This window comes from Pollutimonas thiosulfatoxidans, assembly GCF_004022565.1.
In the GTDB taxonomy this organism is placed as follows: Bacteria; Pseudomonadota; Gammaproteobacteria; order Burkholderiales; family Burkholderiaceae_B; genus Pusillimonas_D; species Pusillimonas_D thiosulfatoxidans.
Window position 1 is genome coordinate 1,147,666 of record NZ_CP022987.1, and the last position, 18,212, is coordinate 1,165,877.

Annotated in this window: 17 protein-coding genes; 10 read left to right on the forward strand and 7 right to left on the reverse strand. The window is 59.8% G+C overall.

What is annotated here, in order from left to right; translation table 11 throughout:
* Positions 1 to 99: 99 nt before the first annotated feature.
* From CKA81_RS05540 to ugpB, 4 genes are read right to left on the reverse strand one after another with little or no spacing between them, the layout of a single operon-like run.
* Entirely contained in the window at positions 100 to 1,185 is a 1,086-nt protein-coding gene (locus CKA81_RS05540; RefSeq protein ID WP_128354398.1) for a sn-glycerol-3-phosphate import ATP-binding protein UgpC, read from the reverse strand.
* Positions 1,186 to 1,240: 55 nt separating this feature from the next.
* The gene (gene ugpE, locus CKA81_RS05545; protein WP_128354399.1) at positions 1,241 to 2,083 is read right to left on the reverse strand and encodes a sn-glycerol-3-phosphate ABC transporter permease UgpE; all 843 of its coding nucleotides are present in this window, start codon (positions 2,081 to 2,083) and stop codon (positions 1,241 to 1,243) included.
* Between the two features lie 16 nt (positions 2,084 to 2,099).
* Positions 2,100 to 2,981, reverse strand: coding sequence for a sn-glycerol-3-phosphate ABC transporter permease UgpA (gene ugpA, locus CKA81_RS05550; RefSeq protein WP_128354400.1), 882 nt, complete (start codon positions 2,979 to 2,981; stop codon positions 2,100 to 2,102).
* 16 nt (positions 2,982 to 2,997) lie between these two features.
* The gene (ugpB, locus tag CKA81_RS05555; RefSeq protein ID WP_128354401.1) at positions 2,998 to 4,305 is read right to left on the reverse strand and encodes a sn-glycerol-3-phosphate ABC transporter substrate-binding protein UgpB; all 1,308 of its coding nucleotides are present in this window, start codon (positions 4,303 to 4,305) and stop codon (positions 2,998 to 3,000) included.
* Between the two features lie 178 nt (positions 4,306 to 4,483).
* On the opposite strand from ugpB, the gene proC reads away from it, so the two are divergent.
* From proC to CKA81_RS05590, 7 genes are all read left to right on the forward strand, one after another.
* A complete protein-coding gene (gene proC, locus CKA81_RS05560; protein ID WP_128354402.1) occupies positions 4,484 to 5,317 on the forward strand; it encodes a pyrroline-5-carboxylate reductase in 834 nt (277 codons plus the stop codon).
* A 23-nt stretch (positions 5,318 to 5,340) separates the two neighbouring features.
* Positions 5,341 to 5,868: a queuosine precursor transporter gene (locus tag CKA81_RS05565; RefSeq protein ID WP_128356606.1), complete on the forward strand. Its 528-nt coding sequence runs from the start codon at positions 5,341 to 5,343 to the stop codon at positions 5,866 to 5,868.
* Positions 5,869 to 6,021: 153 nt separating this feature from the next.
* Positions 6,022 to 7,143, forward strand: a complete 1,122-nt coding sequence (locus CKA81_RS05570) for a high-affinity branched-chain amino acid ABC transporter substrate-binding protein (RefSeq protein WP_128354403.1) — start codon at positions 6,022 to 6,024, stop codon at positions 7,141 to 7,143.
* 105 nt (positions 7,144 to 7,248) lie between these two features.
* Positions 7,249 to 8,175 carry a high-affinity branched-chain amino acid ABC transporter permease LivH gene (gene livH / locus CKA81_RS05575; RefSeq protein WP_128354404.1) on the forward strand — a complete coding sequence of 309 codons (927 nt, stop codon included), beginning with the start codon at positions 7,249 to 7,251 and terminating at the stop codon, positions 8,173 to 8,175.
* Positions 8,175 to 9,398, forward strand: coding sequence for a high-affinity branched-chain amino acid ABC transporter permease LivM (locus CKA81_RS05580; RefSeq protein ID WP_128354405.1), 1,224 nt, complete (start codon positions 8,175 to 8,177; stop codon positions 9,396 to 9,398). Before livH ends, CKA81_RS05580 begins: the two co-directional genes overlap by 1 nt.
* Complete coding sequence (livG, locus tag CKA81_RS05585; RefSeq protein ID WP_128354406.1) at positions 9,395 to 10,162, forward strand: high-affinity branched-chain amino acid ABC transporter ATP-binding protein LivG; 768 nt, start codon at positions 9,395 to 9,397, stop codon at positions 10,160 to 10,162. The genes CKA81_RS05580 and livG overlap by 4 nt, the downstream gene beginning before the upstream one ends.
* Complete coding sequence (locus CKA81_RS05590; RefSeq protein ID WP_128354407.1) at positions 10,163 to 10,864, forward strand: ABC transporter ATP-binding protein; 702 nt, start codon at positions 10,163 to 10,165, stop codon at positions 10,862 to 10,864.
* A gap of 46 nt (positions 10,865 to 10,910) precedes the next feature.
* Here CKA81_RS05590 and CKA81_RS05595 read toward each other — a convergent pair whose 3' ends face one another.
* A complete protein-coding gene (locus tag CKA81_RS05595; protein WP_128354408.1) occupies positions 10,911 to 11,519 on the reverse strand; it encodes a glutathione S-transferase family protein in 609 nt (202 codons plus the stop codon).
* Positions 11,519 to 13,375 (reverse strand): alpha/beta hydrolase family protein, encoded by a 1,857-nt coding sequence (locus CKA81_RS05600; protein ID WP_128354409.1) that lies wholly within the window; start codon positions 13,373 to 13,375, stop codon positions 11,519 to 11,521. Before CKA81_RS05600 ends, CKA81_RS05595 begins: the two co-directional genes overlap by 1 nt.
* A gap of 90 nt (positions 13,376 to 13,465) precedes the next feature.
* On the opposite strand from CKA81_RS05600, the gene CKA81_RS05605 reads away from it, so the two are divergent.
* Both CKA81_RS05605 and CKA81_RS05610 read left to right on the forward strand, forming a co-directional pair.
* Positions 13,466 to 14,434, forward strand: a complete 969-nt coding sequence (locus tag CKA81_RS05605; RefSeq protein ID WP_128354410.1) for a D-2-hydroxyacid dehydrogenase — start codon at positions 13,466 to 13,468, stop codon at positions 14,432 to 14,434.
* Between the two features lie 2 nt (positions 14,435 to 14,436).
* Complete coding sequence (locus tag CKA81_RS05610; RefSeq protein ID WP_128354411.1) at positions 14,437 to 15,585, forward strand: glycerate kinase; 1,149 nt, start codon at positions 14,437 to 14,439, stop codon at positions 15,583 to 15,585.
* Here the strand turns inward: CKA81_RS05610 and CKA81_RS05615 are convergent.
* On the reverse strand, positions 15,479 to 16,483 hold the full coding sequence (locus CKA81_RS05615) for a LysR family transcriptional regulator (RefSeq protein ID WP_128354412.1): 1,005 nt from the start codon (positions 16,481 to 16,483) through the stop codon (positions 15,479 to 15,481). The genes CKA81_RS05610 and CKA81_RS05615 overlap by 107 nt on opposite strands.
* Positions 16,484 to 16,607: 124 nt before the next feature.
* Here CKA81_RS05615 and CKA81_RS05620 point away from each other — a divergent pair, with 124 nt between their 5' ends.
* Entirely contained in the window at positions 16,608 to 18,146 is a 1,539-nt protein-coding gene (locus tag CKA81_RS05620; RefSeq protein ID WP_128354413.1) for a CoA-acylating methylmalonate-semialdehyde dehydrogenase, read from the forward strand.
* Positions 18,147 to 18,212: the final 66 nt, after the last annotated feature.

The window sequence follows — 18,212 nt, forward strand, 5'->3', positions numbered from 1 at the left end:
AAATCGTTAGAAGTCAGGTTTCGAGGCCCCCCGCTTTTGCCGCTCGCGCTTGAGCAGCAATGACCGGTGCGAACTAAAAAGCCGATAGTTCGAAAGCCATCAACCCTCAATCCGTTTCCCACTCTCCACTTCAAACCAATGCAGCGGATGCACGCCATCCGCGCCCACTTGTACTGCCTCGCCGATCTGCAGCGGAAAATCCTTCGTCAGCCCCACCGGGCAACGCAGCACAATAGGTGTAATGCCGTGGCGGCCATGGATCAGTTGCTCTGACCCCAAAATCTCCACCATCTCTACTTCCATCTCTATCCCGCTGGCATGTAGCCTCATGTGCTCCGGCCGCATTCCCATAATCACTTTACGGTTGCGCACGGAGGCTGGTACCGACGCCGTATCAAAGTCCAGTAAAGCGCCGTCTTCGTCCAACACCTGGCCCAACTCATCGATCATCACCGGAATCAAATTCATCGGTGGCGATCCGATAAAGCTGGCCACAAAGATAGATGCCGGCTTTTCGAAGACTTCGATCGGCGTACCTATCTGCTCGGCAATCCCGGCATTCATTACCACCATGCGTTCGGCCAGTGTCATGGCCTCAACCTGATCGTGCGTCACATACAGGCTGGTGGTGCGCAAACGACGATGCAGTTTCTGGATTTCCAACCGCATCTGCACGCGCAGCTTGGCGTCCAGGTTGGACAAGGGTTCGTCAAACAGAAACACCTTCGGGTCGCGCACGATGGCTCGGCCCATGGCTACGCGTTGTCGTTGACCTCCGGATAGTTGGCGGGGTCGGCGATCCAGCAGCAGAGAAAGCTCCAGGATTTGCGCGGCGTTTTCTACGCGCTTCTGGATGTCGGCCTTGCTGAGCTTGCGGATCTTCAGGCCGTAGGCCATGTTCTCGAAGACCGACATGTGAGGGTAGAGCGCGTAGTTCTGAAACACCATCGCAATATCGCGCTCGGCGGGCTCCAGCTTGTTGACGACTTTGCCGTCGATGCTGATTTGGCCGCTGGTGATGCTTTCCAGCCCGGCCACCATGCGCATCAAGGTCGATTTGCCGCAACCCGATGGGCCGACGATGACGATGAATTCGCCATCTTCCACCACCATGTCGATGCCGTGTATGACGGCGATGTCGCCGGGGTAGACTTTGCTTACGCCTTCAAAGCTCAGGGTTGCCATGTGTTGTTCCAGTTTCGATAGCCGATATGCTGCGCGCTAGCCGCGGCTATCTTCATTATTTCTCTGCGTCTACCAGGCCCTTGACGAACCATTTCTGCATGAAGACCACCACCGCCACGGGCGGGATCATGGCAAGCAGGGCGGTGGCCATGACCAGGTTCCATTCGGTTACGGCGTCGCCACCGGCAATCATGCGCTTGATGCCGATGACCACCGGGTACATGTCTTCCTGCGTGGTGATGATCAATGGCCACAGGTATTGGTTCCAGCCGTAGATGAACTGAATGACGAAGAGGGCGGCGATGCTGGTGCGCGACAGTGGCAACAGCACATCCTTGAAGAAGCGCATGGGGCCGGCACCGTCTATGCGTGCGGCCTCGATCAATTCGTCGGGCACTGTCAGGAAAAACTGGCGGAATAGAAAGGTGGCTGTTGCCGAAGCGATCAAGGGCAAGGTCAGGCCGGCATAGCTGTTGAGCATGCCCAGGTCGGCCACGACCTGGTAGGTAGGCGCAATGCGCACTTCTACAGGCAGCATCAGCGTCACAAATATCATCCAGAAGAAGAACATCCGGAAGCGGAAGCGGAAATACACCACGGCAAACGCGGACAGCATGGAGATCGTTATCTTGCCCACGGCAATCACCAGCGCCATGACGGTGCTGATCCACATCATGCGAGCGACCGGCGGCGTGTTGGCCGCGCCGCCTACCAACACCGTGTAGTAGTTCTCCAGGAAGTGGCTGCCCGGCAGCAGCGACATGGGTGCCTGGGCGACTTCCTGTGCGGTCTGCGTGGACGCCACAAAGGTCACGTACAACGGAAAGGCGATGACGGCCACCCCGGCAAGCAGCACAAGGTGGGTGATGATATCCAGTATGGGACGGCGCTCTATCATGGCTCGCAGTTTTGCATCAGTAGTTGACCTTGCGATCGATATAGCGGAACTGCACAACAGTAAGCATGATGACGATGAACATCAGGATGACGGACTGCGCGGCAGATGAACCCAGGTCCAGGCCCTTGAAGCCGGCGTTATACACCTTGTAGACCAGGATGGACGTGCTGGTTCCCGGCCCGCCTTGCGTCATGATGTCGATGATCGCGAAGGTATCAAAGAACGCATAGATGACGTTGATCACCAGCAAAAAGAAGGTGGTGGGCGACAGCAAGGGAAAGGTAATCGTCCAGAAGCGCCTGGCGGGGCTGGCGCCGTCGATGGCGGCTGCCTCGATCAGCGAGCGCGGTATGGACTGCAAGCCGGCCAGGAAGAACAAGAAGTTGTACGAAATCTGTTTCCAGACCGAGGCGATCACGACCAGCGTCATGGCGTCGTCGGCGTCCAGGCGGGGGTTCCAGGCTATGCCCAGCTCGATCAGCGCCACAGCCAGGATGCCTACGGAAGGCGAAAACAGAAACAGCCACAGCACGCCGGCAACGGCAGTTGCAACGGCGTAGGGCCAGATAAGTAGTGTCTTGTACACCGCAGCCGCCTTGACGACGCGGTCGGCCATGACGGCCAGCAATAAAGAAATGCCCAGGCCCAGGACAGCTACCAATATGGAGAAAACCGCCGTGACCTTGAAGGAATTGATGTAGTCGGAGTTGGCGAACAGTTCGGCAAAGTTCGCCAATCCAACAAACTGGGAAGACAGGCCGAAAGGATCTTCCAGCCTGAAGGACTGCCACAGAGCCTGCCCGGCGGGCAGGAAGAAAAAGATCACCGTAATCGCCAACTGCGGTGCCAACAGCAGATACGGCAAGGCTTTATGGCTGAATACGACGCGTTTTTCCATGTGGCAGTGTTACGTCTTACTTTACGCTACGCTCGAAGCGCACAAGCAACTCGTTGCCACGCTTGACCATGTTGTTCAGACCTTCCTCGGGTGTGACCTTGCCGGCGAATATCTGCTCCATTTCGCCGTCTTCAATATCGCGAATCTGGGGCAGGTATCCCAGGCGTATGCCGCGGGAGTTCTCGGTGGTCGTGGCGTCCAGCTGCTTGACGGCAACGTCAGAGCCGGGGTTCTTGTCATAGAAGCCCGATTTTTGGGTGACTTCGAATCCGGCCTTGGTCACCGGCACGTAACCGGTGGCCTGGTGCCATGAGGCCGCTTGCTCGGGGCTGGATATGAACTTGAAGAAACGCGTTACGCCCTTGTAGACTTCGGGCGTTTTCTTGGCAAACACCCACAGCGATGCGCCGCCGATAATGGAGTTCTGTGGAGCTCCGGCAACGTCTGCATGATAGGGCAGGCTGGATGTGCCGAACTCGAAGTCGCCGGTCTTGATGATGTTGGCGCGATTACCGCTGGAGCCGGTAAACATGCCGCATTTGCCGCCGGTGAACAAGGCGTTGGACGCGTCGCCGCGACCGCCATAGGTAAATGTGCCTTCCTTGGCCATGTCGGACAGGAAGGTCAGGTGGCGCACAAACAAGGGTTTGTCGATTTGCAGACGCGCATCCAGGCCGCCAAAGCCGTTGTCTTGCGAGGCGTAGGGGGTGTTATGCCAGGCGCCGAAGGTTTCCAGCTGAATCCACGAGGGCCACGATGTGGTGTAACCGCATTCCAGGCCTGCCGCGCGCAGCTTCTTGCCTGCCTCGGCGACTTCTTCCCAGGTCTTGGGTGGGTTGTCGGCATCCAGGCCGGCTTTCTTGAAGGCGTCCTTGTTGTAATAGAACACCGGAGTCGAGCTATTGAACGGCATGGACACCAGTTTGCCTTCCGGCGAAGAGTAGTAGCTGGCCACCGCACCCAGGAAATCGTCGGGATTGATGGGGTCGCCTACCTGCTCGGACATTTCCTGTACGGGCTGGACGGCGCCTTTGGCATACATCATGGTGGCCGTACCGACCTCGAAGACCTGCAGGATGTCGGGCGCATTGCCGCCGCGGAAAGCCGCAATGCCGGCGTTCATGGACTCGCCGTAGGTGCCTTTGTAGACCGCGTGCACGACATAGTCGGACTGGCTTTTGTTGAAATCCTCCACCAGCGCGTTGACACGCTCGCCGAGCGCGCCCTGCATCGAATGCCAGAAATTAATGTCGGTGGCTGCATGGGCGGCGCCCATGCCGGCGAACGCGCTGGCTAGGGTAAGGGCTAGTAATTTGGCTCGCATCGGGTGTTCTCCTGTAGCGCTGTCAAACAGGACGTTTGACGGACTCATTGATAGGTTGTGCGGTCCGCAGTGTATGACGGGTTTATGACATGAGCGTGACTGTAACGACATTCAGGGTGGGCGGTCAATTCGGATGCGCCCGATCCCGGCTGCTCGAAAATCGTACAATAACGCGCTTATGAATAAAGAACTCACCATTGCATTTATCGGCGGCGGCAATATGGCCAGCGCGCTTGCAGCCGGACTCATTGGCAAGCGTTGCGGCGCCCATGATGTCCATATCATTGACCCCAACCAACCTGTGCTGGATCGCTGGGTGAAGCAGGGCGTGTCGGTTGCGACCGGACCCGACGAAACCCTTGCGTGTCGTCGCGTCTGGATCTTTGCGGTCAAGCCGCAAGCCATGCGCCAGGTCGTCCAGGATTGCCGACCTTTCCTTCAGGAAGATACGCTGGTCATCAGCATTGCCGCCGGCGTGTCGGCCGGCACAATTGCGGACTGGCTGGGTAGCCCAGCCCAGCCGTTCACACGGGTGATACGCTGCATGCCCAATACGCCGGCATTGATCGCAGCGGGTGCCAGTGGCCTGATGGCGCTGGACGGCGCAACGGAAGACGACAAGGCGATTGCCCAGCAGTTGTTGCGCGCGGTGGGCGAGGTTGTATGGGTGCAGGACGACGCCGGTATCGACGCTGTCACGGCGCTATCGGGCAGCGGCCCGGCCTATGTTTTTCTGTTCCTGGAATCCATGATCGCCGCTGGGGTTCAGCAGGGGCTGACCGAAGAGCAGGCCAAGACGCTGGCTTTGGCTACGCTAACGGGTGCGACCCAATTGGCGGCGCTGTCTCACGAAAGCCTGGCCACGCTGCGCGAGCGTGTGACCTCACCGGGCGGCACTACCGCCGCGGCGCTGGATGTATTGCAGCGCGAAGGGTTTCCGGCCATTGTGCGCCAGGCCATGCAGGCGGCTCGTGAGCGGGCGGCGCAACTATCTGAAGAGTCCGCAAATTGAAGTCCACGCCTAACTTTGTTTCCATGACGCGTACGCAGTTCGTTCTGGCCGTGCTGGCCATGGGCGTGGTGGTGGTCGGGTCCAACGTCCTGGTTCAGTACCCCATCAACCAGTGGCTTACCTGGGGAGCCATCTCGTATCCGGTCGCCTTCCTGGTCGCCGACCTGCTTAACCGCCGCTTCGGGCCCCAGGCGGCTCGCAAGGTGGCCTATATCGGCTTCATGCTGGCATTGGTCGTATCCATGTGGGTGGCGACGCCCCGTATCGCGCTGGCCTCCGGGTTGGCCTTCCTGTGCGCCCAGTTGGCCGATATCCAGGTCTTTCATCGCCTGCGCGAACAACGCTGGTGGCGCGCGCCCTTGTTGGGCGGGGTAGTTGGCGCCACGCTGGACACCTTTGTTTTCTTCAGCCTGGCATTTGCCGGCACCGGGATCAACTGGGTTGCCTTGCTTGTGGGTGACCTGATCGTCAAGCTTGTGGTCAACGCATTTATGTTGGCGCCTTTCCGGGCGCTGATGTGGAATCTGGCCCGACCGGCGCAAATCAGGTAAGGGCTTATCCGTAGTGACAGGCCGGATACGAATCGTCAGAATACCGTAGCCATTCAGGCGGAAGCTAATAACATGGCTTGCCGTAAAAAAGGTTCGTGATTTCGTAACATGAAACCACATTTGCGACAAGCTCATACCCGGAGATACGCAGGCATGAAGTTTTTTAAACGAGTTTCGCCATTAGCCCTGGCGATCGGCGCCCTGGCCATCGCAAGCAGCGCGTACGCTGCAGACACCATCAAAATCGGCATCCCGCAGCCCATGACGGGCCCGGCCACCCAATACGGTGACCAGATCCAGGCCGGTGCGCTGACAGCCATCGAAGCCATCAACGATGCGGGCGGCGTCAAGGGCAAGAAGCTCGAGCCACTGCTTATTGATGACGGCTGCGAACCCAAGCAGGCCGTACCTGCCGCCAACCGCGTCATCAATTCCGGCGCCAAGTTCGCCGTTGCCCACGCCTGCTCCGGCACCACGGTGCCCGCCGTGAACGTGTACGAGCAAGAAGGCATCGTCGCCATTACCCCGGGGGCCACGTCGCCGCTGGTAACCGACACCATCAAGCCGCATTACTTCTTCCGCACCATAGGCCGCGACGATCAGCAAGGTCCGTTTGCCGCCAACTACATCATCCAGCACCTCAAGCCCAAGACCGTCGCCATTTTGCACGACAAGCAAACCTATGGCTCGGGCGTCGCCACGCAAGTTCGCGACAACCTCACCAAGGGCGGTGCTGAAGTCGCCTTGTTCGAAGGCATCAACGTTGGCGACAGCGACTACTCGGCGGTCATCACCAAGCTTAAATCCCTCAACCCCGACCTGATCTACTTCGGTGGCTATCACGCCGAGCTGGGCCTGCTGCTGCGCCAGGCGCGCGAGCAAGGCCTGGCTACCCAGTTCATGGGCCCAGAGGGCGTTGCCAACAAAGATCTCGTCGCCATCGCCGGCCCAGCCGTGGAAGGCCTGCTGGTTACGCTGCCAGCCGACTTCACCAAGCTGCCAGGCAACGAGAAAGTGCTGGAAAACTTCAAGAAATACAAACGCAGCCCAGACGGTGCCTTCACGCTTACCGCCTATGCCGCCGTCCAAATTCTTGTGGACAGCATCAATGCCGTCGGTGAAGACCCCGCCAAGGTGGCCGACTACATGCACACCAATACCTTCAACACCGCTATCGGCAAGGTCGAGTACGACGCCAAGGGCGACCTGAAAGAGTTTGAATTTGCAGTCTTCAAGTGGGACAAAGCAGGCGAACTCGAACAACTGAAGCTGTAATCTGCATGTTGCTGCTCCAGCCCGACAGGGCTGGAGCATTTTCTTTTCTTCCCGGTCGGTCCAGGCGTAGTACAGCCAGGCCGACTCTGTTGGATCTCCGGTTTTATGTCTGAGCTTATTCCCCAACTGACGCAACAGCTGTTTAACGGCTTGTCGCTCGGCGCCATTTACGCGCTCATCGCCATTGGGTACACCATGGTGTACGGCATTATCGGCATGATCAACTTCGCACATGGCGAGATCTACATGATCGGTGCCTATGTGGGTCTGGTTACCTTATCGGCCATAGGGGTCAATAGCGGCCTGCCTCTGCCTGTCATTATTCTTATCATGCTGATGGTGGCCGTCGTGATTACCGGCGTGTACGGCTACGCAATCGAAAAAGTCGCGTATGCACCTTTGCGTGGCGGGCCACGACTGGTGCCGCTGATTTCGGCCATCGGCATGTCGATTTTTCTTCAGAACTGGGTGGCTATTGGCCAAGGGGCGCGCGACATGGCCGTCCCGGCCCTCATCACCGGTTCGGTGCAGTTCCAGTTGGGCTCTGATTTCGTGATCACCGCGCCTTATTCGCGCATCATGATCATTGTCGTCACGGTAGTCCTCATGATCGCGCTGTCGCTGTTCATCAAGTATTCGCGCATCGGGCGCGCGTCCAGGGCATGTTCGCAAGACTTGCGCATGGCCAACCTGCTGGGCATAGACACCAACCGCATCATCTCGTTTACCTTCATCATTGGCGCCATGCTGGCTGCGGTGGGCGGGGTACTGATTGCACTGGCTATCGGCAAGCTGAACCCCTTCATAGGCTTCATCGCCGGCATCAAGGCGTTCACGGCCGCCGTGCTGGGCGGCATCGGCAGCATACCCGGCGCGATGCTGGGCGGGGTGCTGCTTGGGCTGGCCGAAACCTTCGCTGCCGCCTATATCTCGTCTCAATACAAGGATATCGTCGCCTTCGGGCTGCTGGTCTTCATTCTGCTATTCAGGCCTACAGGCCTTCTTGGCAAACCCGAAGTGGAAAAAGTGTAATGGGCAACATCAAGAATTCGCTGATCGCGGCCTTTATGGCCGGGGTAATCATCGCGCCTATCTTCGGTCTGCAAATCGTACGCACGGGCATGCAGACCCACCTGCAACCAGAATGGGACATGGTCTTGTGGGGCATGGCCATCGTGTTTGTGTTCCAGATGTTGCGGCCCTTTTTGGCGCGGCTGTTAAAGCTGGGCGGTAAAAAGCGGTCCTTGCCCGTGCTGACCGATCCGGCGCGCCGCGGGCTGATTTTCCTGCTGGTGGCCATCGCGCTGGTCTGGCCCTTCTTTACAGGACGCGCCCAGGTAGACATCGCCACGCTGGTGCTGATCTACATCATGCTGGGCCTGGGCCTGAACATCGTGGTCGGTTTCGCCGGCCTGCTCGATCTGGGCTTCGTGGGCTTTTACGCAGTGGGCGCGTATACCTACGCCTTGCTGTATCACTGGGCGGGGTGGGGCTTCTGGGAAGCGCTGCCTTTTGCCGGCGGCATGGCGGCCCTGTTTGGCTTTCTGCTGGGGTTTCCGGTGTTGCGATTACGAGGCGACTACCTGGCCATCGTCACGCTGGGCTTTGGCGAGATCATCCGCCTGTTGCTGATCAACCTGTATTCGCTGACCGGCGGGCCGGACGGCATATCCGGCATACCCAAGCCCACGGTCTTTGGCTATCCCATGATGCGCCGGCCGCCCGAGGGCGTAACAACCTTCCACGAGCTGGTCGGATGGAACTTCGATAACCAGGACGTGATTATTTATCTGTATCTGATGGCGCTGTGCCTGGCGCTAATCACGCTTTTCGTATCCAACCGGGTCATACGCATGCCTATCGGCCGGGCCTGGGAGGCACTGCGCGAAGACGAGATCGCCTGCCGGTCGTTGGGCTTGAATCCCACCCGCATCAAGCTGTCGGCCTTCACGATGGGCGCCATGTTTGCCGGCTTTGGCGGCGCTTTCTTTGCTGCCCGCCAGGGCCTGGTCAACCCCGAGTCCTTCACTTTCATGGAATCAGCCTTGATTCTGGCCATCGTGGTGCTGGGCGGGATGGGCTCCCAGGTGGGGGTCATACTGGCCGCCATCGTGCTGACGGTCGTTCCCGAGATCGCGCGCGAGTTCGCCGAGTACCGGATGTTGATTTTTGGTTTGGTAATGGTGTTGATGATGATGTGGCGTCCGCAGGGCTTGCTGCCGGTCAAACGTCCGCAAGTGGAGTTGAAGGCATGAGCGACGTTTTGTTGGAGGTCTCAGGCCTGACCATGCGGTTCGGCGGCTTGTTGGCGGTGGATCAGGTTGCTTTCGAGGTCAAGCGAGACGAAGTCTTCGCCATCATCGGCCCCAACGGGGCGGGCAAAACGACGGTCTTCAATTGCGTCGGGGGTTTCTACAAGCCCAGCGCCGGCGACATCACCATGGATGGCAAGAAGATCAACGGCCTGCCCAGCCACAAGGTAGCCCAGCAAGGGTTGGTGCGCACCTTCCAGAACGTGCGCCTATTCAAGAACCTGACGGTACTGGAAAACCTGATGGTGGCCCAGCATACGCATATCGAGTCGCGCCTGCTGCCAGGCCTGTTCAAGACGCCGTCGTTTCGCAAGTCCGAGCGCGAGGCATTGCAGAACGCCGCCGACTGGCTGGACTTCATGGGCATCCGGCAGTTTGCCAATCGCGAGGCCGGCAACCTGGCCTATGGGCACCAGCGCCGCCTCGAGATCGCGCGCTGCATGATCACCAAGCCGCGTCTGCTGATGCTGGACGAACCGGCTGCAGGCCTGAACCCACAAGAGAAGCGCGATCTGCAGCAACTGATCGACCAACTGCGTCGCGAGTTCGGCGTCGCCGTATTGCTGATCGAACACGACATGAGCCTGGTCATGGGCGTGTCGGACCGCATTCTGGTCATGGAACATGGCAAGCCCATTACCACGGGATTGCCCGCCGATGTCCGCGTCGACCCCCGTGTCATCAAAGCCTATCTGGGGGAAGAATAAGTGCTGAAGCTGCAAGACGTCCACACATACTATGGTGCAATTCAGGCGCTTAATGGAGTTTCCGTCGAGGTCAATAAAGGCGAGATCGTCACCTTGATCGGCGCCAATGGCGCCGGCAAGACCACGCTGCTGATGACGGTCTGCGGATCTCCGCGTGCCGCCAGCGGCAGCGTGACCTTCCTGGACGAGGACATTACCCAGTGCGATACGCACACCATCATGCGGCGCGGCATCGCCATCTCTCCGGAAGGGCGCCGGGTCTTTCCCGACCTGACCGTGGCCGAGAACCTGAAGATGGGCGGCTTCTTCCTGAAGGCGCGCGAGATCGACGAAGGCCTGGACCACGTCTACGAGCTGTTTCCACGTCTGAAAGAGCGCGCCAACCAGCGCGCCGGCACCATGTCGGGCGGCGAACAACAAATGCTGGCCATCGGCCGGGCATTAATGACCAAACCTACCTTGCTATTGCTGGATGAGCCGACGCTGGGCCTGGCTCCGCTGATCATCGCCCAAATCTTTGACATCATCCGCACCATACGGGAAGAGGGCGTGACGGTATTTCTGGTCGAGCAAAACGCCAACAAGGCGCTGCAAGTTGCCGACCGCGGCTATGTGCTCGAAACCGGCAAGGTCGTACTGGCGGACACCGGCATGAATTTGCTGGCAAACGACGAGGTCCGCAAAGCTTACCTGGGTGCCTAGCCCAGGCTGACGGCGGTGCGCCCGGGCGGGCGCCCGCCACACCTAGCTACGAAAGCCCCTGAGCCTTCAGCGCGGCCTGTACGGCCGGCTCGGCTTCCATGCGTCCAAAAAAGGCCTGCAAGTTCTTCATGTTGGAAAGATCGACTTGTTTGAGCTTGGCCCAGCGCATCACGGTATACAGGTAAGGGTCAGCGATGGATCGCGTTGCCGCCAGCCATTGCCGACCTTGCATGTGGCGGTCTATGGCGCCGAAATAAGCCTTCAGCTTGTCGCTGGTCTTGCTGATGAGTTCCTGCTGCGTTTCAGGGGCGCTGACAAATGATGGCGCGGCAAAGATATTGCCGAAGCTGCGATGGATGTCGGCGTTGCAGATGCCCAGCCAACGCCTGACTTCGGCGCGGCCGGCTATCGTGTCAGGCATCAAGCCGGCTTCGGGGTGGCGTTCTGCCAGATACTCCAGTATGGCGCTGCTTTGGGTCAGCGTAAGGTCGCCGTCCTCTAATACAGGAACCGAGCCCAGCGGGTTCTTGGCCAGGAAGGCGGGCTGCTTGAGCTGGTCGCGAGGGACTTCTTCAATCTGGTAGGGCTGGCCTATCCATTCCAAGGCAATATGTGCGGCCAGCGGGCAGGCGCCGGGCAGGTAGTAAAGCTTCATTATTGATGTTCCTCAGGTTGCAAGTGCTGCGCCAGGAAAGCTTCCATGCGCTCGTAAAATTCGAACTTGTTTTCGTCATTGTGAAAGCCGTGGCCTTCGTTGTCTTTGACCATGTATTCGACCTCCACGCCACGCGCCCGTAGCGCCGCAACCATCTGGTCGCTTTCGGCCTTGTTGACGCGCGGATCGTGTGCGCCTTGCGCAATGAATAGCGGCGTACGGATACGGTCTGCATTTAACGCCGGCGAGGTGGCCTCGAGCCGCTCGCGATCTGTATCGGGGTTGCCTACCATGGCATGCATTTTGGTCAGCATGGGCTTCCAGTAAGGCGGTATGGTGTTCATGAAGGTCAGCAGGTTGGAGACGCCCACATAGTCTACAGCGGCCGCATAGAGGTCTGGCGTGTAGGTGATGCCGGCCAGCGTGGCGTAACCGCCGTAGCTGCCTCCATAAATGGCGATGCGGGCAGGATCGGCTATGCCTTGATCAATCAGCCATTGGACGCCGTCGGTGATGTCGTCCTGCATGCGCAAGCCCCACTGGCCGAAACTGGCTTCCCAGAATTCCCGTCCGTAGCCGGTCGATCCGCGATAGTTCATCTGCAGCACGCAATAGCCGCGGTTGGCCAAAAATTGGGCCTCGGGATTGAAACCCCAGCCGTCACGCACCCAGGGCCCACCATGCGGGTTCACGATGCAGGGCAGCTTGCGGGGGTCGCGACCTACGGGCAGAGTCAGGTAACCGTTAATAATCAGGCCATCGCGCGATTGGTACTGTATGGGATGCACCGGCGCCATGTTGGCTTCAGGCAGGGCGGGGTTGATGTCGGCCAGCTTGTCCAGGGTGTCGTTGACCGCGTCGTAAAGGTAGCGGGCGCCGGGCGTGCGGTCGTTGTAGGCGGCCACAATGAATTTGGTTTCGTCCTTTGTGCCACTTTGCAGCGCCACTTCATAACCGGGCAGCTTCGCTTCCAGGCGCGCCTGACGAGCGGCACTGATTTCATCGAAAAAGTGATACACCGGCTTGTGTGTCTGGTAAGCCGCTACGGTCAGTACCTTGCGCAGCCGCGAGTAGCCGGCGGCGTCCAGATCGTAGCCATCGGCGCTGAACACAAGTTGCTCCGTGTCTGGCTCGGCCGGATCTATCTTGACCAGGGCAAGACAATCGCGGCCGCGATTGCTTAGCGCATATAGGCGGCGATTATCGAAATCGAAAAACTCGGGGCTGACGACAGTACGAAAATCCGTGGTCAACAAGGGGCTGAAGGGCAGGTCTTCCGAATCGCGATACAGCAAGGTGGTATCCAGGCCGTCACTGGCCATGGCAACGCGTACTCGGCCCTGATGATCGGTTTGCCAGCCGACGATGTTTCCCGGGTTCTGTGCAACCATGGCCAGGGCGCCGTCGCGTATATGGGCGCGATACACGTCGAAGACTTCGGGGTTGCTGCCGTTATGGCTGATCAGGATATGGTCCGGATCGTCTTGCAGGTCGTCCTCAATGCTGGCGCGTACGCCGGTAAAAGGCGTCAAGTCGGCAAGCTGGCCGCTGCGTATGTCGACGGCCAGAACATGGAAGTTCTCATCGCCATTGAAGTCTTTTTCGAAGATGATGGTATGCGATCCCTTCCAGAAGTATTGTGCGATGTCTCTTTCGGTTTCCGAGGTCAGGCGGCGCACTGGCCCCACGGGCGTGCTGCCGCGCAAGTCCTGCACAAAGATGTTCATGCGGGCAGGCGCGCCATCGACGCTGTGCGGCTGCATGAAGGCCAGGGTCGCACCGTCTTCCGATAGGCGAAAGAAGCCCCGCTCGGGATTGCGGAAGAAGTCTTGTACAGCATATTGTTCTGGGAGCATGTAGCAGGCATCCTGTAGGGCAGTCATAGATATGCTTACTATATCGGATTACCATGTGCGTGCTGTGCACTTGAACGAGAAGGATATTTCATGCTTGACCGACCCTTGCGGCTAGTGTTTCTGGACCGCGACACGATTTCGCCCGATACAAGGCTGCGTGCAGCCGGCTTCGATCACGAACTGATTATCCACGGCAGAACCACTCGCGACCAGGTCGCAGAGCGCATTGCCGATGCCGATATCGTCATCACCAACAAGGTGCCGGTCCGCCAAGAGGCGATCGAACAGGCGCCCAATTTGAAGATGATCGCGCTGGCGGCAACCGGCACCGACAACGTGGACTTGCAGGCCTGCAAGGCCAGGGGCATTGTGGTGTCGAACATTCGGGGCTACGCGGTGCATAGCGTGCCCGAACATACTTTCGCGCTTATGTTTGCCCTGCGGCGCAGCATCGTGGCCTATCGCGATTCCGTCAAGGCCGGCCGTTGGTACGATGCGCAGCAATTCTGTTATTTCGACTATCCCATCAAGGATCTGTCCGGGTCGACCTTGGGCATCATCGGCGAGGGCGCATTGGGCCAGTCGGTTGCGGCCATTGGACGGGCATTGGGTATGAATGTGCTGTTCGCGGCGCGTAAAGGCGGCTCTGGCCAGGGCAGCCTGTACACGCCCTTCGAGACCATGCTGGCCCAAAGCGATGTCATCACACTGCATTGCCCGCTAAACGATCAGACGCGCGACCTTATCGCCGCGCCCGAGCTCGAGCTGATGAAGCGCGATGCCTTGCTGATCAACACCGCGCGCGGTGGCTTGGTCAACGAGCTTGCCCTGGCTGAAGCCTTGCGCGCCGGCAAGATAGGCGGCGCCGGTTTCGACGTGGCGGTGCCCGAGCCGCCAGAGAACAACCATCCGCTGGTCCAGTTGCTGGAACTGCCTAATTTCATCCTGACGCCGCACGTCGCCTGGGCCAGCGCCGAGGCCATACAAGGCTTGGCCGATCAACTGATAGACAACATCGAAGCATTCCAGCGCGGCCAGCCGCGTAACGTGGTGGCATGATCATGCGTGTCGTGATTGCACCCGATTCGTTCAAGGAATGCCTGTCTGCTGCGGACGTCGCCAGTGCCATTGCACTGGGCATCAAAGATGCGCTGCCCACAGCCTTCGTTGTCTGCGTGCCCATGGCAGATGGTGGCGAAGGCTCGCTGGACGCGGTTCTGGCCGCTACGGATGGCAAGCGGCGCAGCGCACAGGTAATGAATGCCAATAGCCAGCCCACAACAGCCGACTGGGGCTGGCTGGGGGAGGGCAAGGCTTTCATCGAAATGGCCGCGGCGGCCGGGCTCGAGCAGATACCACCTCAGGCACGCCAGCCCTTGCAGGCCACCAGCTATGGCGTCGGCCAGTTGATCGCCGAGGCCGTGGCCGCCGGCGCCCGCCATATCGTGCTGGGCCTGGGCGGCAGCGCCAGCAACGATGCCGGCGCCGGCTTGCTGCAGGCGCTGGGCGTAAAGCTGCTGGACGAGCAGGGTCAGGAGTTGCCGGCTGGCGGCGCAGCCTTATCGCGGCTGGCGCGGCTGTCAATGGAAAGCGTGGATCCCGCCTTGCATGAGGTCAATTTCGAAATCGCTGTCGACGTCGACAATCCCTTATGCGGCCCGCGCGGCGCCTCAGCGATATTCGGCCCGCAAAAAGGCGCCAGCCCGCAAGACGTGGCCGAGCTGGATGCCGCCCTGGCGCATTTCGCCGATATTTGCGCTGCGCACTTCAATAAGGACGAGCGCAATCTTCCCGGCATGGGTGCCGCGGGCGGACTGGGCTTTGCGGTAAAGACCTGTTTCAACGCCTCTTTCAGGCCCGGCGTGGAACTGCTTGCCGAACTTTCCGGCCTGCCGGCGGCATTGCAGGGGGCCGATTTGGTTTTTACCGGGGAAGGGCGCATGGACGCCCAGACCTTGCTGGGCAAGACCCCGGCCGGGGTCGCCCGCTACGCGCGTGCCCAGGGCATACCGGTTATAGCCATCGTCGGTTCCTTGGGGGAGGGCTACGAAGCCTTGTACGAGGCTGGCATAACGGCGGCATTCAGCCTGACGCCCGGGCCGCTTACTTTGGCGCAGGCGTGTGACGACGCCGCGGGCTATCTGCGACAGCGCGCCGGGGACTGTCTGCGGGTTTGGCTGGCGGGCCGGCAGGCTGCAAAGTCTGCCTGAGATGCTCCACGAAAGCGCGTACTGCCCGGGGCACGTACGCGCTGTACGGCCTTATTGCATAAATGGCGTCGCCAAAGACACCTGCCGGTTTCCAGGCCGGCAGCAAGTGCACCAGGCGGCCTTCATTCACGTCTTGCTGCGCGCTGAAGTCCGGCAGTAAAGCCAGGCCTTGCCCGGCCAGCACCAGTTCCCTGAGTGCCTCGCTGTTGTTGGCGCAGAAGCTGCCGCTGATGGCGACGCTGTGCCGTTCGTCGGGACGACGCGTGTGGACGAAACTCCAGGCGGGGGCCGCGGCAGAGCGCAGATAGTACAGGCAGTTATGCTGGGCCAGGTCGCTGGGCGCGCGCGGGTGACCATGCTTCTCCAGATAGCCTGGGGCTGCGACCAGTAAAGTGGTCGACGGCCGCAAAAGCCAGGCGACATGCGTCTCCGGTACGTTGCTGGTGTGGCGGATAGCCAGGTCGAAGCCTTCTTTGGCCAGGGAACTAAGGTGGTCAATCAGTTCGACCTCCAGGCGCACGTCGGGGCAGCTTTGCAGAAACGGACCGATCAAAGGCATGATGATCTGGCGGCCCAGCGCTACGGGCATCGTCACGCGCACCACGCCTCGCGGCGTTTCGGCCAGGTCGCGAATACTGTCAAAGCCTTGTTCTATGGTGGCAAAGGCCAGGCGCGTGCCTTCGGTCAGCGCGCGGCCAGCTTCGGTAAGGCGGACGCTGCGGGTACTGCGCTGCACCAGCGCCACCCCGGAAACCCGTTCGAGCTCGGCAATGCGCTGACTGACCGCCCCTTTGCTGACACCCAGCCGACGGGCCGCGGCGGTATAACTGCCCGTCGTGCCCAGTATGGCGAGCCAGTAGATGTGGGACCACAATAGCTCGGGTTTGTCCTGTTTCATTCCATGCTCCTCGCAAGCGGCCATTGTCTAATATATTAAACAATGAATCCAGCAATAGAGGCTTGTTGCGTGCCGGTATGCTACCTATACTCGTCTCATTCCAACCGATCATCAAGGATATGCCATGAAGGATCAACACTCGTCCGTCGCCACGCCGTCGGCCTATACCGACAACGCCGATGTCGCTAATTTCATTAATGGCTCCGTCGTGGCCAGCACGGGCGATCGCAAGCAGGCGGTATACAACCCGTCCACGGGCAGCGTCGCGCGCCAGGTGGTGTTGTCGACGGTAGAAGACGTCCAGACCGCTGTGGCCGCAGCCAAAGCTGCTGCGCCCGCGTGGGCCGACACGCCGCCAGTACGCCGCGCGCGCATCATCAATCGATTCCTTGGTTTGATGAACGACAACATCGACACCATGGCAGCCATGATTACGGCCGAACACGGCAAGGTCTTCACCGATGCGCAAGGTGAAGTCGCCCGTGGCATTGATGTTATTGAATTCGCCTGCGGCATCCCGCAGTTGCTGAAGGGCGATTACACCGAGCAGGTTGCCAACGGCATCGATAACTGGACCATGCGCCAGCCGCTGGGCGTCGTTGCCGGCATCACGCCGTTCAACTTCCCATGCATGGTGCCGTGCTGGATGTTTCCCATGGCCATCGCCACCGGCAATACTTTCATACTGAAGCCCAGCGAGCGCGATCCCAGCGTTTCGATATTCATGGCGCAATTGTTCAAGCAAGCCGGACTGCCCGACGGCGTGTTCAACGTGGTGCAGGGCGACAAGGTCGTGGTCGATGCCTTGCTCGAACATGAAGATGTGTCCGCCATCAGCTTTGTGGGTTCCACGCCGATTGCTCAGTACATATACGAGCGCGGCGCCCATTTCGGCAAGCGCGTGCAGGCGCTGGGCGGCGCCAAGAACCACATGATCATCATGCCGGACGCCGACATCGAACGCACCGTGGATGCACTGACCGGAGCCGCCTACGGCTCAGCCGGCGAGCGCTGCATGGCCATCTCGGTTGCCGTGCTGGTGGGCGATGTAGGCAAGAAAATACTGCCCGCCTTGCAAGAGCGTGCCCGCACGCTGAAGATCAAGGACGGCATGCATCTGGATGCCGAAATGGGCCCGGTCATTACCAAGGAAGCACTGGAACGCATCGAGAACTACATCGCCATCGGTGTGGAAGAGGGCGCCGAACTGCTGGTGGATGGCCGCGGCCACAAAGTGCCGGGCCACGATCAGGGCTTCTACGTTGGCGGTACGCTGTTCGACAAGGTAACGCCCGAGATGCGCATCTACAAGGAAGAAATCTTCGGCCCCGTACTGGCTTGCGTGCATGTGCCGGATCTCGGTGCAGCGGTCGACCTGGTCAACCGCCACGAATTCGGCAATGGCGTGTCATGCTTTACCAGCGACGGCCATAGCGCCCGCGAGTTCGCGCGGCGTATTCAGGTCGGCATGGTGGGGGTCAACGTACCCATCCCCGTGCCCATGGCCTGGCATGGTTTTGGCGGCTGGAAGCGCAGCCTGTTTGGCGACCAGCATTCATATGGTGAAGAAGGCGTCCGTTTCTACACCAAGCAGAAGTCCATCATGCAGCGCTGGCCGGAAAACATCACCAAGGGCAACGAGTTCGTGATGCCAACGATGTAAACCTTCAGTTCTGCGAGGCCTCACACGCCTCGCGCGGCGGCGATCGCTGGCAGCGATTGCCGCCAC

What these genes read in the sequence shown, in the direction of transcription:
- ugpA (WP_128354400.1), bottom strand. Translation starts at nt 2,981, where the DNA reads ATGGAAAAACGCGTCGTATTCAGCCATAAAGCCTTGCCGTATCTGCTG.
- CKA81_RS05595 (WP_128354408.1), bottom strand. Translation starts at nt 11,519, where the DNA reads ATGAAGCTTTACTACCTGCCCGGCGCCTGCCCGCTGGCCGCACATATT.
- livH (WP_128354404.1), top strand. Translation starts at nt 7,249, where the DNA reads ATGTCTGAGCTTATTCCCCAACTGACGCAACAGCTGTTTAACGGCTTG.
- CKA81_RS05580 (WP_128354405.1), top strand. Translation starts at nt 8,175, where the DNA reads ATGGGCAACATCAAGAATTCGCTGATCGCGGCCTTTATGGCCGGGGTA.
- CKA81_RS05570 (WP_128354403.1), top strand. Translation starts at nt 6,022, where the DNA reads ATGAAGTTTTTTAAACGAGTTTCGCCATTAGCCCTGGCGATCGGCGCC.
- CKA81_RS05605 (WP_128354410.1), top strand. Translation starts at nt 13,466, where the DNA reads ATGCTTGACCGACCCTTGCGGCTAGTGTTTCTGGACCGCGACACGATT.
- livG (WP_128354406.1), top strand. Translation starts at nt 9,395, where the DNA reads ATGAGCGACGTTTTGTTGGAGGTCTCAGGCCTGACCATGCGGTTCGGC.
- CKA81_RS05610 (WP_128354411.1), top strand. Translation starts at nt 14,437, where the DNA reads ATGCGTGTCGTGATTGCACCCGATTCGTTCAAGGAATGCCTGTCTGCT.
- ugpE (WP_128354399.1), bottom strand. Translation starts at nt 2,083, where the DNA reads ATGATAGAGCGCCGTCCCATACTGGATATCATCACCCACCTTGTGCTG.
- CKA81_RS05540 (WP_128354398.1), bottom strand. Translation starts at nt 1,185, where the DNA reads ATGGCAACCCTGAGCTTTGAAGGCGTAAGCAAAGTCTACCCCGGCGAC.
- proC (WP_128354402.1), top strand. Translation starts at nt 4,484, where the DNA reads ATGAATAAAGAACTCACCATTGCATTTATCGGCGGCGGCAATATGGCC.
- ugpB (WP_128354401.1), bottom strand. Translation starts at nt 4,305, where the DNA reads ATGCGAGCCAAATTACTAGCCCTTACCCTAGCCAGCGCGTTCGCCGGC.
- CKA81_RS05615 (WP_128354412.1), bottom strand. Translation starts at nt 16,483, where the DNA reads ATGAAACAGGACAAACCCGAGCTATTGTGGTCCCACATCTACTGGCTC.
- CKA81_RS05565 (WP_128356606.1), top strand. Translation starts at nt 5,341, where the DNA reads ATGACGCGTACGCAGTTCGTTCTGGCCGTGCTGGCCATGGGCGTGGTG.
- CKA81_RS05620 (WP_128354413.1), top strand. Translation starts at nt 16,608, where the DNA reads ATGAAGGATCAACACTCGTCCGTCGCCACGCCGTCGGCCTATACCGAC.
- CKA81_RS05600 (WP_128354409.1), bottom strand. Translation starts at nt 13,375, where the DNA reads ATGCTCCCAGAACAATATGCTGTACAAGACTTCTTCCGCAATCCCGAG.